Below are 14,172 nucleotides of genomic sequence, written 5' to 3' on the forward strand. Positions count from 1 at the left end.
CACCCACTCACAATCTCAGGAGAACACCATGGCGACTGTACGCGACGTACAGCGGCGCTTGATTGCGCTTGGGTATGATGTAGGGCCAGCGGGTGCCGATGGCATTCCCGGCCGCAACACGACGAGGGCGGTGGCACGCTTTCAGGACGATAAGAATATCCAGGTCCTGTACCGCGGCACTATCGGGCCGAAGACGATCGCAGCGCTGGGTCTGAACGACAATGAGCCCATCAGCCCGCCTTGGGTAACGGAAGCACGTCGTTTTCTAGGGCTGCATGAAAAGAAGAATGCGACGGTTCTGGACAAGGCGCTTCGCCTCGATGCTTCCGAGACGGCTTGGTGCGGGGCTTTTGTCGGAATGGTGGTGGCCACCGCTCTGCCGAAAGAACCACTGCCGGCCAACCCGCTCGGCTCCCGCAACTGGCTGAAGTTCGGCAAGGCTCTCAGCGGCCCGCAGATCGGCGCCGTGGCTGTATTCTGGCGCGGGGCAAAGAACGGATGGCAGGGCCACGTCGGAATTGTCGTTGGCCACGACAAGACGCATCTTCACATCCTCGGTGGCAACCAGTCGGATTCGGTCAGCGTTGCCCGGATCGCAAAGAACCGCCTGCTCGGCTATCGCTGGCCGGTCACATATCCAGACGCGCCTCATACCGATCTGCCGATGACGACGATCACGGCCAGCATCACAACGAACGAAGCTTAAAGCTCTCCACATCGAAGGAAACCATCATGCGTTCACTGATCATCGTATCAGCGGCGGCCGTCGGCCTGTCCGCGTGCCAGTCTACCGGATCAATCGATACCGGTATCCGTCAGAGCCTTCCGCAGGTCTGCTCTGCTGGCGAAACAGCCTATGCTGTGCTTCTGCCATTCATCGCAGCCGACCGGCTCAAGCCAAAGACCGCTGCAGCCGCCGAGGCTGCCCACCAGAGCCTGCAGACGCTTTGCGCGAACAAGGAGACGGCAACACTCGCTTCAACGCTGGTGGCCGCGTCCAGCGCCTACCTAACGATCACCATCGCAATGCGTGAAGCGAAGAAAACGGAGAACTGACATGACCACCAATAAGGAAATCATCAAGTCGGCCATTGCCGAGGGCGTCATAACCGGCGTCAACAGCCCGTCCACGCGCGCCACGGCCTCCGACGCCCGAACGATCATCGACGCGGTTGAGCGCTCCACAGCGCCCGTTGTGGCCCACATCACAAACAATGAGCCGTGGTATCAGTCGCGTGTCACGCTTGGCGCGATCCTGGCGGCTGCTGCCGGGGTTCTCGGCGTCTTTGGTTACGCCTTCCCAGAAGATGTGCAGGGCAAGGTCGTGGATTTGATCGTGGCTCTGGCGCCTGTCATCGGTGGCGCTCTGGCTCTCTATGGCCGTTGGGCCGCAAAGAAGCCCTTGGGCGAATAAGGGGCCAGGATGGATCAGGGTTATCAGGGGCCGGGCATGTGGGTGCGTATACAGCACCGATTTGGTCCGAGAATGATGGAGTGGTTCATGGCCGGGCATCTCATGCTGTTCGGCTATGTGCTGCTTCTTCCGTCGCAGACATTCAACCAACCGGCCTTCATGGGCTTTAACGAGATAGTGCCGTCCGAAGACTTCCTCGGATGGATCATGTTCATCGTCGGTTGTCTCCGAATCATCGGGCTCGTCGTCAACGGCGCTCGAAAGAACGTCACACCACAGATACGGCAATTCTCGGCAGCAGCCGGGTGCATGATCTGGTCAGGCATAGCATACGCTTTTGCATCTTCCGGGGTCATCAGTACGTGGATCGCCATCTATCCACTCTTCGCATTTGGAGAGTTGATCAATATCCACCGCGCGGCGCATGACCAAGGGGAAGCACGCAATGGAAAAACTGGCTGAACTTCCTCCGCTGGCCATCGTCGTATTCGGCGCTACGCTGGCGGTCATATTCGCTGTTCGATATTTCGGCATAGCCGCAGGCGTCAGCGCCACCCCCGAGAAAAGCCAAACGTCGGCACAGGTTGCCGCTGTCATTGTAGACCCGACTGCGCTCAACAACGCCACCAAGGCGCTTGAGGCCCATACGGAAGCAGTGGGCGATCTGACCGAGACTATGAAGGAATCGGGCCAGTCAATTTCGCGTATGGCGATCGAGATGGACAGGATCAGGGAAGAGCTTCGTATTCAGCGTGAGGTGGCTAGGAGGCCCTGACAGGCGTCTTGTGCGGGTAATGCTCCCAGCACCACCACTGAACCGTTTCAGCCTTGCTGCGGGTAAAGCCGAAGCCGCCCCACTTCTTGCATTCCGGTACACAGCAATAGTGATTCTCGTGAATGCCATCGCCGGTCTTGCTCGTCTGGTCGTTCATATTGATTCCTCAGTTGGCGGCAACTTCGCTGCCTCCCGCCGCCTATCATAATGCTCCTCGACCAGCCTAACGGCTTCCGCTCGACTTGGAGCATACCCGCCGTGAGGCAGCACCGTCACTCTTACCTTCCGAGAGTGACCGCCGTTCCAAAGCCAAGTGCCCTTCATAGGCCCAGCCTCTTGGTACGATATCCGGCCCGTATTCTCCCCGTCGATCACGCAGACGTAATCTTCCAGCAGCTTGCCATCCAGTCCGGTCTCTCCGGGCCAGGTTCGCTTCCATGCGTATCTGCGTTGGTATTCGGTCATGATGATTCGGCCTCCTGTGGAGAACCCTTCAGGAACGCCTACTGTAAACCGGCTGATTTCCTGTAAACTGCTTGAGGGTGGGGGAGGCCTCAAGGCTTTGATTTCGTGGTCGGAGCGGCGGGATTCGAACCCACGACCCCTTGACCCCCAGTCAAGTGCGCTACCGGGCTGCGCTACGCTCCGACACAGGACAGGCGTTTATATAGATGGTCGTTCTTGCGCAAGCGGAAAATCGCAGTCGCCTGAAAAACAGCTGAAGAATCCTCTGTGCGGATGATCGGTTGCTGGTCTCGCAGAAGGTAAAACTGATCACGCAAAATGCAGTGTGGATAATTTTTACTCAAAACGGCTGCCACGATCTTGCCGTAATTCAATTTCCGTGGTTCTCTGTTAATGCCCTGACTGGAAGGGGTAAACGGTTGAGACCCGCCATATGCTGGGTGGGACAGCGGCGGGTCTCCCATTTCATCTCTCAGATTAAAATGATTACGGCCAGGTGAAGTAGTAGAATTTGCTGCCCACTGCGCCGAAATAAGCCTGCTCGCCTGAGATCAGGTCGACGTAGTTGCCGTCCTCGTCTTTCGAATAAGCGTTATCGGCCTCGCGCTTGACTCGCGACTTGAGAAACTGGCTCCAACCAACCGCGCTTATCTGTTCGCTGGTGACATCTGTGTCGCGGTCGCCTGCTTTCACAACGACGCCTTCAACGGGATCGAACACCTTGAGTGTGCTGGATGCGAAGGCCTGCAGCATGGCGCAGCCGCGGCTGAAATTCATCCGGTCGCACGAAAGATCCGCAAGCCACAATTTCAGTTCCCTCATAAAGCTGGCAGATGTGACCTTTGGCGATAGATCGAGGGTCTCTGCCTGTTCGCTCAGGGATATGCGGCCTGCTTTGCTCACTGTCTCGACCTCGGGGGTAGGGATACAGCGAGCCAATAAGGATGGGTCGATCGTTGAGTGCTGGGGGAGCGATGCGCTGACCGCTTCCTGTTTGCTGATGGCCTTAAGCGCCAGCTCCGTGGAGAAGAGCTGTACGTGTGAACCGAGCCCAGAAACCATGTTTGACTAAATCCTGTCTGCGGCCTGTCGCACGTCATCTGCGCCAAGCCATCACTTCATGCGAAGCGATCATTTTCTGATCTCTTCTCATGAAAAGACCGGTTTTGCCCGTCACGAAACTGGCACAAACCGGTCTAGATTTCTCAACCTGCGCGAAGCTGGATTCTATCAATTCTCCTGGACGGAAACGCCGTTTGGACCGATATTCATTTCGATGCCCTTGGGCTTGCTTTCCTCATGCCAGACATAGGCGCCAAGGCCGATGACTGCGACGACCAGCGCGCCGATAACGAGATAAAGATTATTTGTCCGTGTCATATGGATTCCCCTGCGGTCATAAATGCGCAGCTAAACGGATGAAATCAAAAGAGGTTCCAGTCGCCTAGTAAGCATTTTCCGATTTCAGCAATCGGATCGGCGTGAGAATCAGTATCTTGAGGTCCAGCAGCAGCGACCAATTCTCTATGTAGTAGAGATCATGCGCCGTTCGGTTCTTGATCTTGTCATCATGGTCGATTTCGCCGCGCCAGCCGTTGATCTGGGCCCAGCCTGTCACGCCGGGCTTGACCTTATGACGTGCAAAATAGTGCTCGACGACCTCGGTATATTTCAGATCGCCCGTCTGCGCGTGGATCGCGTGAGGGCGCGGTCCAACGAGCGAGAGATCGCCCGCAAGAACATTGAAAAGCTGGGGCAGTTCATCGATCGAGGATTTGCGAAGAAAGCGGCCTACGGGCGTGACGCGCGGATCGTTCTTCGTCACCGCCATCTTGGCCGTCGGGTCGCTCATTTCCACATACATGGAACGGAACTTCCAGATATTGATCGTTTCGTTGTTGAAGCCGTGGCGCTTCTGCTTGAACAGAACGGGACCCTTGGAGGTCGATTTTACAGCGACCGCTGCTGCCAGCATGATGGGCCATAGCAGCGCAATGCAGATGATGCTGAACACGATATCGAAAGTGCGCTTGGCCACGAAGTCCCAGTCGCGGATGGGTTTATCCATGACATCGAGCATGGGTACGCTGCCGATATGGGAATAGGAGCGGGGCCTGAAGCGCAGCTTGTTGGCGTGGGCGGCGATGCGAATGTCGACCGGCAAGACCCACAATTGGCGAATCAACTCCAGTATGCGTGCCTCCGCACTCATGGGGATGGAGATGATCAGCATGTCGAGCTTCGTCAGCCGTGCAAATTCCACGAGTTCGGCGAATGTGCCGAGTTTGGGATAACCGGCAACAACATCCGGCGAGCGCGCGCTTTTGCGGTCGTCAAAAATTCCGCAGATGCGGATATCGTTGTCGTGATGCTCAAGGGAACGGATCAGTTCTTTGGCGGACTGGCCTCCGCCGACGATGACGGCGCGCCGCTCCATCACGCCGTTTCGGCCCCAATGTCTTATCATGAGGCCGACGATGATTCTTTCGATGAAAAGGAAGACCGCGCTTGCGCCATACCAGATACCAAAGGTCTTCCAGGACAAAATGCCAACGGGCAGGAGGGTGGTCAGCAGGCAGGTAAGCGCGAAGGATGCCAGCAATGCTCCCTGCACACGTGCCATCGTCTGCAGTGCGCGACGAAGGTTCGGTAGCTGATACGCATCCGTTAGCTGCAGCATCGTTGCGCAGATGACCGCATTGCAGATGCACATTCCGATCAGCGCCAGCTTCGACGTGATCGCGTCTGGGACTTCAATCGTGTTGACGACGATGCCCATGACGGCCAACACGGCGAACTCAAGAAGGCGCAGTTGGCCGATGACGATGTTGGGTGAATGGCTTGTTGCGCGGAGCTGATTGGCGATCTGGCGAGCGAGTGGATTGAGCGTCACTGGTTGCGGCGTCTGATCTTCGCGTTCAGAAGTTGAGCGAGAGAGTTTCTTGCGCAAGCTGTTCAGATCTATCGGATCACTGCCCCCTCCAGCCTTACTCATCTATGACTTTCCGCGTAATCAATTTCGGCGCGATGATGGATACGTGTGTCGGGTTTGACATCAACTGTTCCATAGCCGCACACTATAGCAGCAAATGGTGAATGAACATTACCAATGACGCAAGTTCACGCGCTTCTCTCTGTGGGACTGAGGCACGAACAGGGGGCGGGATACGCAATACCTTTTTTCCCGCAACGGTGAGCCGAACGACACTGGGTGGCAGTGCCGGTTCGGCCGCAAACTTTGAGACCCGATTCTATTCGGAGGGCGTGGCGGTGAAGCGCCTTGAAACTGTTCAGAAGAACCGCTCCCGCACATAGATCGTATCGCCCGCAATAACGGGCGCTGAGATGATGACCCTGCCCGTGAGGACATTCGCGTTGATCTTGCGCGTAATATCGATGTCGCGCTGGTTGGCGCGGGCCGTGAACCCGCCGGCGACAGCGATGGCATTCTGTGCCGTCATGCCGGGAACGTAGGAATATTGCCCTGGACGACCGACTTCGCCCATGACGAAAACCGGCCGGTAGCGATCAATCTCAATCGTGACATCCGGGTTCTTGAGGAAACCCTGACGTAGCTTCTGCGCAATAGCCGATTCGAGCTGGGAGACGGTCTTGGCTCTGGCCGGAACCTGCCCGACGAGCGGGAATGCGACATAGCCTGCCTGATCGATCGTGTAGGTATTTGTCAGCGCCGCCTGATCGAAGACGGTAACGCGCAAGCGATCACCGCTATCAAGTCGATAGGGTTGAAGGGCTGCCTCGTTGAAGGCGCGTGGTGCGGGCTTGTACGCCGAGCAGCCGCAGAGCGTCGCCGTAAGGGCGACGAGAAATGCGGACATCAGGCGTGGGGCAGCGAAGGTCATCCGCAATCATGCTCCAAAATCATTCATGAGCCAGTTATCGGCCTGTATGGTTAATGGCCAGTAAAGATCGCAGGTTTCCGTTCCGCCCGAATGTCTTTTTCGCATTCCCCCATCAGCAGCTTAACGCTTGCGTTACCGCCAGCCCGTATGGTCCCGGGCAAGCAGACCAGCTGCCTACAGAAAAGCAGAGAAAACGCCGTGCAGAGAGATGCATCCCATACTGACGACTTGAGTGAAACGCCACAGGAGCGTTTCGTTCTTCCCGTGCATGGGGTGGCGGACTTCCTCTCTATGCGAGGCGCAAAGTCGACCGTTCTCGTCTTGTCGCCAACTGGTGACGACGGGTCCACGGCTAGCGTCATGCTCGCGCGGTCCATGGCGGAGCTCGGGCGCAGCGTGGTGCTGGTGGATATGACGGTATCGGGATGCCCGACACGGCTGATGGCGGCAGAGCCCGACCTGCCAGGAATGGCCGACCTTTTGTTCGGCGAAACGGCGTTCGGCGAAACCATCCATCACGATCGCCTGTCGAACGCCCATATCGTGCCGCAGGGTCTCTCCACGGTGCTGCCTTCCGGCAAGATAACCGAGCGGCTGATGATGATTGTCGGTGCTCTCTCTGATACCTATGACACGGTGCTGCTGGAATTCGGGTCTGCCGATATTTCGGGCGTTCTCCGCCTTATGAAATATGTGGACGCCGAAATTGTTCTGTCCCTGCCTGTCGCCGACGACGAGCGGACTGACGAGGCGCTTCTGGAACTCGCCACCCTCGGCTACAACGACATCATGACCATGAGCGAACAGTCGTCTCGCGAGCGTTCTGCCGCTTGACGCTCACTTGCTGCGCTTGGGGCCAGCCATCCACTTTATGATGAGCATGGCTGGTAAAATCCAGAGCAAGCCTGAAAAAACGAAATATGCCAGATGCACCCACCAGGGCTGCGTCGCCAGCGTGGCCGACGCGAATGTGGTGGCGATCAGCGCGTAGAGCACCACCAGGCCGATGATGACAATGGTGCCGATGAATGATTTCAGGCGCGTGGGCATACCGTTTCCCGTCTTCTTGATCCGGGTGTCAGTATACAGGCGCGACCCAATGCCGCAAATCTTTATGGCAGGTGGAGGTGGGCCCGGGGCTTGTTTTGCACGATGCGTTGTTGCAAACCAACGCAAAGACTTGTGGAGTGTCAAGAATGCAGGCGAACACGGCGGCGAATGTCGAAACCTCTGTGAAGCAGCGTCGTGAAACGCAGGAGAAGAATCGCCGCCTTCTGCGCGCGTGGCTGCGGGTCGTGCTCTTTACGCTGTTCTGTCTCGTGCTTGTGGGCGGCGCCACGCGGCTGACCGAATCCGGCCTTTCGATTACCGAATGGAAGCCCATCCATGGTGCAATTCCGCCGCTCTCCGTTGCCGAGTGGCAGGAAGAATTCGATCTTTACAAGCGCATTCCGCAATATCAGGAAATCAACAAGGGCATGTCCCTTGATGAGTTCAAGACGATATTCTGGTGGGAATGGGCGCATCGGTTTCTGGCGCGCGCCATCGGCCTGATCTTCGCCCTTCCTCTGGCCTATTTCTGGCTGACGGGCCGGGTTGAGAAGCGCCTGAAACCTGCGTTTATCGGTTTGCTGGCACTTGGCGGGTTTCAGGGCTTTGTAGGCTGGTGGATGGTGTCGTCCGGGCTGGTCAATCGCACGGATGTCTCTCAGTATCGTCTTGCCACTCACCTGACGATCGCCTGTCTGATCTTTGCCGGTTGCATGTGGATACTGCGCGGGCTTTCCATGCATTCGGCGCAGGCGGCCAACGTCCAGAAGGGCAGGGGCTTTGCCGCGCTCCTGGCTTGCCTCTGTCTTTTCCAGATCTATCTCGGTGCTCTGGTGGCGGGGCTGAATGCCGGGCTTTCCTACAATACCTGGCCGCTGATGGATGGCTCGCTCATACCTGGTGATCTTTTTCTTCAGCAGCCATGGTGGATCAATCTGTTTGAAAATCCCAAGACCGTGCAATTCGTGCATCGGTTGGGTGCCTATGTGCTTCTGGCCGTCAGCTTGTGGAACATGATCAGCCTGGCGCGGGCTGTGCCTGGAACGCCACACGCGCGCCGCTCCGTCCTGCTTTTTCTGCTCATCTGTCTTCAGGCTGCACTCGGCATCACCACTCTGCTCATGCATGTGGATATTCATGTCGCGCTTGCACATCAGGGCATGGCCCTTCTCGTCCTCGCCTTTTCCATCGCTCATTGGCGCGGCTTCCTCGGCGAATACCCTTTCTCGGAAGCTGCTGCAGAGCGGCGGTGAGGTCCAGTGCTATCAGTCATTGAAACGGACATGAAAAAGGCGACGGAAATAACCGTCGCCTTTTTTGTAATGGATATGCGGATGTTTCAGGTCATGCCGAAAGCATGAGTTCCATGTTCTGGACCGCCGCGCCGGAGGCACCCTTGCCGAGATTATCGAGAACGGCAACGAGATTGACATGCTCGCCATTGCCGAACACGTAAAGCTTCATCGTGTCCTGGTTGGCCAGTTCCTCTGCATCGATGCGCGAAAGAGACTGGCTTTCAGCAAGCGGGACAACATTGACGATATTCTGCCCGGCATAATGCTCGACAAGCGCGGCGTGGATGGTCTCGACTGTTGCGCCGTCCTTGAGATTTTCAATGAAGAGCGGCACCTGAACGATCATGCCTTGCGGGAAGCGCCCGACGGAAGGTGAAAAAAGTGGTGAGCGATCAAGCTGGCCGTGGATCTTCATTTCCGGAACGTGCTTGTGCTTCAAGGTCAGGCCATAGAGAAAATTGTTGGCGCTGATCGCGTCTTCGCGGCTTGGGTCTTCCATCTGCGCAATCATTTGCTTGCCGCCGCCGGTATAGCCGGAAACCGCATTCACGCTTACGGGGTAGCCATCCGGCAGAATGCCGGACACGCGCAAGGGGCGGATGAGGCCGATGGCACCGGTGGGATAGCATCCGGGATTGGCGACGAAACGGGCGGAACGCACTTTCTCTGCCTGTGCCTTGTCCATTTCGGCAAAGCCATAGGCCCAGTCCTGGTGCGTCCGATAGGCCGTGGACGTATCGATGATGCGGACCTTGTTGTTGCCCTCCACCATGGACACGGCCTCGCGCGATGCGTCGTCCGGCAGGCACAGAATGGAGATGTCCGCACCGTTCAACATATCTTCCCGCATGGCGGTATTGCGCCGCTCTGCCTCGGGGATGGACAGCAGCTCGATATCGCGGCGGTCGGCAAGGCGTGTGCGAATTTGCAAGCCAGTGGTGCCGTGTTCGCCATCGATGAAGATTTTTGCTGTCATGTCCTTGTCCTGATTTTAAAGAGATTGGGGAAACGTCGGTGTCGGATCAACAGGCCGCCTGCTGCGCGTCAGCCGCCTTGGCAAGCCGCTCTGCCCGCAGGCCAAGCATATACATCGCAACCGTCGCTCCGGCAATGGCGGTAATATCCGCGTGGTCGTAAGCGGGGGCCACCTCAACCACATCAGCGCCTCTCAGATCGAGACGTTGCAGACCGCGCAGAATGGAAAGCACCTTTGCGCTGGTCGGACCGCCCGCAACGGGCGTGCCGGTGCCGGGCGCGAAAGCGGGGTCGAGGCAATCGATATCGAATGTGAGGTAGGCCGGACGTCCGCCGGTGCGCCTGATGATCAGCGCAGAAATATCGGCTGCCCGCATGTCTTCCAACTCATAGCCATGAAGAATCTGGATTCCGCAATCGTCTGGCGCATGTGTCCGGATGCCGATCTGAATGGATCGATCGGGATCGATAAGCCCCTCCCGGACAGCGCGCGCCACGAATGAGCCGTGGTCGATCCGTCTGCCGTCATCGAACCATGTGTCCTGATGTGCATCGAACTGGACGAGTGCAAGAGGACCGTGTTTGGCAGCGTGCGCCTTGAGCAGAGGCCACGTGATGAAATGATCCCCGCCAAGGGTCAGCAGGAAATCTGCCGCTGAGAGGATGGCGCTTGCCTCTTTCTCGATCGTTTCAGGCGTCTGCCAATGGTTGCCATAATCCAGAAGGCAATCGCCACAGTCGATGGTCGGCATGTCGGCGAAGAGATCCCGATTGAAGGGATATTGCGGATCATTGTCGAAAATGGCCGAAGCGCGCCGTATGGCCTGAGGACCGAACCGGGCACCGGGCCTGTTGGAGGTGGCCGCATCGAAAGGGATGCCCCAGACCACGGTCGAAGCGCCGCTCAGCTCCTTGGTCAAGCGCCGCCGCATGAAGGAGAGTGCGCCGGCATAGGTCGGGTCGCTGGCGGCAGAGGTGAGGGAAGCGCCGGTAAAAGCGTGGTCTATGGATGTTGACGGCATGAAATCCTCCCCGGTTGCGACAACGCGCACACGACCTGCATACCCCAAATAATGCCTGATTTGAATGATCAACGCCGTGGACAAGCTAACCTGCCGCGCTTTACGGGCAAACAGGCTTGCGATAAACCGTTACCATTGGTTGTGCTTTTGGTTTTTTATTATGAATTATCGGCCTGAAATTGACGGATTGCGTGCCGTCGCTGTCCTTGCTGTCATCCTCTCCCATGCAAATTTTACCGCATTCGGCGGAGGATTTATCGGGGTCGATGTCTTCTTCGTCCTCAGTGGATATCTCATCACCAGCATCATTCTGGAGGAGTATTCTCGCGGCGATTTTTCTCTTGCGCGATTTTATCAGCGGCGGGCCAAGCGCATTCTGCCCGCCCTGTTTTTCGTTCTGGCCTGTTCGGCGGCTGTGGCCTGGTTCTGGCTTTTGCCGGGCGCATATGAAGACTTTTCAAAAAGCCTGATGCTGACGGCGCTTTCCGTTTCGAATTTCTACTTTCTGAAAAAGACCGATTATTTTGCTGCCGACGCGGCAGAGGTGCCGCTTCTTCACACATGGAGCCTTGGTGTCGAAGAGCAGTTTTACCTTCTGTTTCCGCTGCTCTTTCTGTTCAGGCTGCGGATACGCACGATCTTCGCCGTTGTTGCGGCTCTGGCCGTCGCCAGCCTGATTGCCAGTGAAATAGGCGCTTGGCGGTTTCCCTCCGCCAATTACTATCTTTTGCCGACAAGGGCCTGGGAGATATTGGCGGGCTCTCTCTGTGCCTTCTATCTGCAGGGCACGGCACGGCCGGAGAATGGTTATCTTGCGGCCCTGGGGCTCGTCTGCATAGCCTGCGCGATATTTCTCTTCGAACCCTCCACGCGCGTTCCTTCTCTTACTGCGCTTCTGCCCGTTGGTGGGACGATGCTGCTCATCCTTTGTTCTCATGATAAGGACGTGGCAGGACGGCTTCTCTCCCAGTCACCTTTGGTCTGGATCGGCCGCATCAGCTTCAGCGCCTATCTCTGGCATCAACCGGTTTTTGCTTTCTCGAGAATCAGAAGCCTGGAGCCACCAACGCCTGTGATGATGCTCGGCCTGATCGCTCTAGTGCTTGTTCTTGCCGCGCTAAGCTGGCGCTTTGTCGAGCAGCCTTTCCGGCGCGCGCAACCTGGCGGGCGAAAGATATTTACGACGGTTGCGGCGGGCCTCGTCGCATTTGTCGGTTTCGGTGTCTGGGGTGCGCAGGATGGTTTGCCGTTCAGAGTGGACCCAAAGGTGGACAGTTTCATGGATGCCGCGACGTGGAGCGGCAAATGCCTGTTCCAGATTCGTGATGGATTACCCTCGCTTCCCGATAAAAAATGCTCTTTCAACACGGAGAGTGCGCAAAAGACCTATGCAGTCTGGGGCGACTCTATTTCTGCTGCCATTTCACCGGCACTGGTTGATAAATTGCGGGAGCGGAACGTTGCATTGGTTCAGCTGACCCACGGCCATTGCGCCCCCATTGTCGATGTCTGGAATGCCCAGAACGATCAAGCGGTCAATTGCAGCGAGTTTAACCGGCGCGCCATGGACTACCTGTTGGCAAGCAAGGTCGATGTTGTCGTCATGGCGGCCTCTTGGGTCAATTTTTTCGGATCCGGTTATATGTCCGTGGATGGAAAGCCAATGCGGGAACCGGAGCTGACCGTTCCGGTGCTGGCCGATAATCTGAGGGAAACCATGGAAAAGCTTGAACAGGCTGGCAAGCGTGTCGTGCTTGTCTATCCCACGCCACGCTTCAAGAAATCCGTTGCGGAAGTCATGGCGGCAAACATCATCAAGGGCGATGACACGCCGGATTTCGCTTATCCCGTCTCACGCTTCAAGGCAGAGACAGCACGCGCATACGCGGTTCTCGATACAGCTGCCGATACCAAGATCGAAAAGGTTCTGCCGGAATCACTGTTTTGCGAAGCAGGCGGTGCCGCGTCCTGCTACTTCGGGCGCGATGGCGTGGCTTTCATCGCAGACAGGAGCCACTACACGCGCAAAGGCGCCGAACTCGTGGTGGATCGCATTCTGGATGAAATCGAGGACGATCGCCCCGCAGAGGGCAGCGCTTCGCTCAGCCCTTGAGACATTTGCCTCATTCCATCTTCGGCCCGTAACGGCCTGGCACAAACAAAAAGGCGGAGCCGAAGCCCCGCCTTTTCGAACATCGTATCGATGAAGCGATTAACGCTTGGAGAACTGGAAGGAACGGCGAGCCTTGGCCTTACCGTACTTCTTACGTTCAACAACACGGCTGTCGCGAGTCAGGAAGCCGCCCTTCTTCAACACGCCACGAAGGCCTGGTTCGAAGTAGGTGAGGGCCTTGGAAAGACCGTGACGAACGGCACCAGCCTGACCGGAGAGGCCACCGCCAGCAACAGTCGCGATGATGTCGAACTGACCAGCGCGAGCAGCTGCAACGAGCGGCTGCTGCAGGATCATCTGAAGAACCGGACGTGCGAAATACGCAGAGAAGTCACGGCCATTGATGATGATCTTGCCAGAACCAGCCTTGACCCATACGCGGGCGACGGCGTTCTTGCGCTTGCCGGTCGCGTAGGAACGGCCGAGAGTGTCAACCTTGCGGACGTGTACGGGAGCCGAAGCTTCCGATGCCGGGGCGAGGTCTTTCAGAGAGGAAAGATCGGCCATTATCAGGCGCTCCTTGTGTTCTTGCTGTTCAGCTGTGCCACTTCGAGAACGACTGGCTGCTGTGCTTCATGCGGATGGTTGGAACCGGCGTAAACGCGGAGGTTCTTCATCTGGCGACGGCCAAGAGGACCACGCGGAATCATACGCTCGATAGCCTTCTCGAGAACGCGCTCCGGGAAGCGGCCTTCGATGATCTGGCGAACTGTACGTTCCTTGATGCCACCTGGGTAACCGGTGTGCCAGTAGTACTTCTTGTCGGAGTACTTCTTACCGGTGAAAACGCACTTTTCAGCGTTGATGATGATGACGTTGTCGCCGTCGTCAACGTGAGGTGTGTAGGTTGCCTTGTGCTTGCCGCGCAGGCGGGTTGCAACGATGGTGGCGAGACGACCAACAACGAGGCCTTCGGCGTCGATGATGACCCACTTCTTCTCCACCTCAGCAGGCTTCTGAACGAAAGTAGACATTCTTTTCACTTTCTTTTGGACCCGTCACACTCAAACGAAGTATGCGGGCGTTTCTTGTTGCTTGAGGCTTGGCGCATGCGCGAAAGCCGGAATGACCGTATTTCCGGGGAAATTCTGTCTGGCGTGCTTATATTCCGGGAGTGAAATGCCGTCAACGGCCTGAAAA

18 protein-coding genes and 1 tRNA gene are annotated in these 14,172 nt (G+C 57.1%); 8 read left to right on the forward strand and 11 right to left on the reverse strand.

The features are described from left to right. Positions 1 to 28 precede the first annotated feature (28 nt). The 5 genes from ASF69_RS17210 (at position 29) to ASF69_RS17230 (ending at position 2,189) form a co-directional block, all read left to right on the forward strand. Positions 29 to 706 carry a TIGR02594 family protein gene (locus ASF69_RS17210; protein WP_062589439.1) on the forward strand — a complete coding sequence of 226 codons (678 nt, stop codon included), beginning with the start codon at positions 29 to 31 and terminating at the stop codon, positions 704 to 706. Positions 707 to 732: 26 nt separating this feature from the next. Continuing rightward, a complete protein-coding gene (locus ASF69_RS17215; RefSeq protein ID WP_082469768.1) occupies positions 733 to 1,056 on the forward strand; it encodes a hypothetical protein in 324 nt (107 codons plus the stop codon). Between the two features lies 1 nt (position 1,057). Then, positions 1,058 to 1,414, forward strand: coding sequence for a hypothetical protein (locus ASF69_RS17220; protein WP_062589440.1), 357 nt, complete (start codon positions 1,058 to 1,060; stop codon positions 1,412 to 1,414). 87 nt (positions 1,415 to 1,501) lie between these two features. After that, positions 1,502 to 1,876 carry a hypothetical protein gene (locus tag ASF69_RS17225; protein WP_156462101.1) on the forward strand — a complete coding sequence of 125 codons (375 nt, stop codon included), beginning with the start codon at positions 1,502 to 1,504 and terminating at the stop codon, positions 1,874 to 1,876. Continuing rightward, positions 1,860 to 2,189 (forward strand): hypothetical protein, encoded by a 330-nt coding sequence (locus ASF69_RS17230; RefSeq protein WP_062589442.1) that lies wholly within the window; start codon positions 1,860 to 1,862, stop codon positions 2,187 to 2,189. The genes ASF69_RS17225 and ASF69_RS17230 overlap by 17 nt, the downstream gene beginning before the upstream one ends. On the opposite strand, the gene ASF69_RS23400 is transcribed toward ASF69_RS17230, so the two are convergent. The 6 genes from ASF69_RS23400 to ASF69_RS17255 form a co-directional block, all read right to left on the reverse strand. After that, positions 2,176 to 2,346: a hypothetical protein gene (locus ASF69_RS23400; protein WP_200939102.1), complete on the reverse strand. Its 171-nt coding sequence runs from the start codon at positions 2,344 to 2,346 to the stop codon at positions 2,176 to 2,178. The genes ASF69_RS17230 and ASF69_RS23400 overlap by 14 nt on opposite strands. Before the next feature lie 414 nt (positions 2,347 to 2,760). Beyond that, positions 2,761 to 2,837, reverse strand: a tRNA-Pro gene (locus tag ASF69_RS17240). 303 nt (positions 2,838 to 3,140) lie between these two features. Next, a complete protein-coding gene (locus tag ASF69_RS17245) occupies positions 3,141 to 3,716 on the reverse strand; it encodes a hypothetical protein (RefSeq protein ID WP_062589444.1) in 576 nt (191 codons plus the stop codon). Between the two features lie 168 nt (positions 3,717 to 3,884). Next, the gene (locus ASF69_RS23405) at positions 3,885 to 4,034 is read right to left on the reverse strand and encodes a hypothetical protein (RefSeq protein ID WP_112963693.1); all 150 of its coding nucleotides are present in this window, start codon (positions 4,032 to 4,034) and stop codon (positions 3,885 to 3,887) included. 64 nt (positions 4,035 to 4,098) lie between these two features. Beyond that, positions 4,099 to 5,649 carry an undecaprenyl-phosphate glucose phosphotransferase gene (locus ASF69_RS17250; protein ID WP_062589445.1) on the reverse strand — a complete coding sequence of 517 codons (1,551 nt, stop codon included), beginning with the start codon at positions 5,647 to 5,649 and terminating at the stop codon, positions 4,099 to 4,101. Between the two features lie 295 nt (positions 5,650 to 5,944). After that, complete coding sequence (locus ASF69_RS17255) at positions 5,945 to 6,517, reverse strand: polysaccharide biosynthesis/export family protein (protein ID WP_062589446.1); 573 nt, start codon at positions 6,515 to 6,517, stop codon at positions 5,945 to 5,947. A gap of 198 nt (positions 6,518 to 6,715) precedes the next feature. Here ASF69_RS17255 and ASF69_RS17260 point away from each other — a divergent pair, with 198 nt between their 5' ends. Further along, positions 6,716 to 7,351, forward strand: a complete 636-nt coding sequence (locus ASF69_RS17260; RefSeq protein ID WP_156462102.1) for a tyrosine-protein kinase family protein — start codon at positions 6,716 to 6,718, stop codon at positions 7,349 to 7,351. A 3-nt stretch (positions 7,352 to 7,354) separates the two neighbouring features. Here ASF69_RS17260 and ASF69_RS17265 read toward each other — a convergent pair whose 3' ends face one another. Beyond that, positions 7,355 to 7,567 (reverse strand): DUF2842 domain-containing protein, encoded by a 213-nt coding sequence (locus ASF69_RS17265; RefSeq protein ID WP_062589448.1) that lies wholly within the window; start codon positions 7,565 to 7,567, stop codon positions 7,355 to 7,357. Positions 7,568 to 7,713: 146 nt separating this feature from the next. Between ASF69_RS17265 and ASF69_RS17270 the strand changes: the two genes are divergently transcribed. Next, on the forward strand, positions 7,714 to 8,820 hold the full coding sequence (locus ASF69_RS17270) for a COX15/CtaA family protein (RefSeq protein WP_062589449.1): 1,107 nt from the start codon (positions 7,714 to 7,716) through the stop codon (positions 8,818 to 8,820). 91 nt (positions 8,821 to 8,911) lie between these two features. Here the strand turns inward: ASF69_RS17270 and argC are convergent, their stop codons facing one another. Both argC and speB read right to left on the reverse strand, forming a co-directional pair. Continuing rightward, positions 8,912 to 9,838 (reverse strand): N-acetyl-gamma-glutamyl-phosphate reductase, encoded by a 927-nt coding sequence (gene argC / locus ASF69_RS17275; protein WP_062589450.1) that lies wholly within the window; start codon positions 9,836 to 9,838, stop codon positions 8,912 to 8,914. Between the two features lie 46 nt (positions 9,839 to 9,884). Beyond that, the gene (gene speB, locus ASF69_RS17280; protein ID WP_062589452.1) at positions 9,885 to 10,859 is read right to left on the reverse strand and encodes an agmatinase; all 975 of its coding nucleotides are present in this window, start codon (positions 10,857 to 10,859) and stop codon (positions 9,885 to 9,887) included. Between the two features lie 160 nt (positions 10,860 to 11,019). Between speB and ASF69_RS17285 the strand changes: the two genes are divergently transcribed. Next, on the forward strand, positions 11,020 to 12,972 hold the full coding sequence (locus ASF69_RS17285) for an acyltransferase family protein (RefSeq protein ID WP_162238093.1): 1,953 nt from the start codon (positions 11,020 to 11,022) through the stop codon (positions 12,970 to 12,972). A gap of 99 nt (positions 12,973 to 13,071) precedes the next feature. Here the strand turns inward: ASF69_RS17285 and rpsI are convergent, their stop codons facing one another. Continuing rightward, entirely contained in the window at positions 13,072 to 13,539 is a 468-nt protein-coding gene (gene rpsI, locus ASF69_RS17290; RefSeq protein WP_062589454.1) for a 30S ribosomal protein S9, read from the reverse strand. 2 nt (positions 13,540 to 13,541) lie between these two features. Further along, positions 13,542 to 14,006 carry a 50S ribosomal protein L13 gene (gene rplM, locus ASF69_RS17295; RefSeq protein ID WP_062589455.1) on the reverse strand — a complete coding sequence of 155 codons (465 nt, stop codon included), beginning with the start codon at positions 14,004 to 14,006 and terminating at the stop codon, positions 13,542 to 13,544. Positions 14,007 to 14,172 lie beyond the last annotated feature (166 nt).

The sequence above is a fragment of the Rhizobium sp. Leaf311 genome (genome assembly GCF_001423445.1).
Taxonomy (GTDB): Bacteria; Pseudomonadota; Alphaproteobacteria; order Rhizobiales; family Rhizobiaceae; genus Agrobacterium.

Bases quoted from the DNA above. Each gene is read 5' to 3' on its own strand.
- ASF69_RS17215 (WP_082469768.1), top strand. From the start codon at position 733: ATGCGTTCACTGATCATCGTATCAGCGGCGGCCGTCGGCCTGTCCGCG.
- ASF69_RS17210 (WP_062589439.1), top strand. From the start codon at position 29: ATGGCGACTGTACGCGACGTACAGCGGCGCTTGATTGCGCTTGGGTAT.
- ASF69_RS23405 (WP_112963693.1), bottom strand. From the start codon at position 4,034: ATGACACGGACAAATAATCTTTATCTCGTTATCGGCGCGCTGGTCGTC.
- ASF69_RS17220 (WP_062589440.1), top strand. From the start codon at position 1,058: ATGACCACCAATAAGGAAATCATCAAGTCGGCCATTGCCGAGGGCGTC.
- argC (WP_062589450.1), bottom strand. From the start codon at position 9,838: ATGACAGCAAAAATCTTCATCGATGGCGAACACGGCACCACTGGCTTG.
- rplM (WP_062589455.1), bottom strand. From the start codon at position 14,006: ATGTCTACTTTCGTTCAGAAGCCTGCTGAGGTGGAGAAGAAGTGGGTC.
- rpsI (WP_062589454.1), bottom strand. From the start codon at position 13,539: ATGGCCGATCTTTCCTCTCTGAAAGACCTCGCCCCGGCATCGGAAGCT.
- speB (WP_062589452.1), bottom strand. From the start codon at position 10,859: ATGCCGTCAACATCCATAGACCACGCTTTTACCGGCGCTTCCCTCACC.
- ASF69_RS17265 (WP_062589448.1), bottom strand. From the start codon at position 7,567: ATGCCCACGCGCCTGAAATCATTCATCGGCACCATTGTCATCATCGGC.
- ASF69_RS17230 (WP_062589442.1), top strand. From the start codon at position 1,860: ATGGAAAAACTGGCTGAACTTCCTCCGCTGGCCATCGTCGTATTCGGC.
- ASF69_RS17225 (WP_156462101.1), top strand. From the start codon at position 1,502: ATGGCCGGGCATCTCATGCTGTTCGGCTATGTGCTGCTTCTTCCGTCG.
- ASF69_RS17285 (WP_162238093.1), top strand. From the start codon at position 11,020: ATGAATTATCGGCCTGAAATTGACGGATTGCGTGCCGTCGCTGTCCTT.
- ASF69_RS17270 (WP_062589449.1), top strand. From the start codon at position 7,714: ATGCAGGCGAACACGGCGGCGAATGTCGAAACCTCTGTGAAGCAGCGT.
- ASF69_RS17245 (WP_062589444.1), bottom strand. From the start codon at position 3,716: ATGGTTTCTGGGCTCGGTTCACACGTACAGCTCTTCTCCACGGAGCTG.
- ASF69_RS17250 (WP_062589445.1), bottom strand. From the start codon at position 5,649: ATGAGTAAGGCTGGAGGGGGCAGTGATCCGATAGATCTGAACAGCTTG.
- ASF69_RS17255 (WP_062589446.1), bottom strand. From the start codon at position 6,517: ATGACCTTCGCTGCCCCACGCCTGATGTCCGCATTTCTCGTCGCCCTT.
- ASF69_RS23400 (WP_200939102.1), bottom strand. From the start codon at position 2,346: ATGAACGACCAGACGAGCAAGACCGGCGATGGCATTCACGAGAATCAC.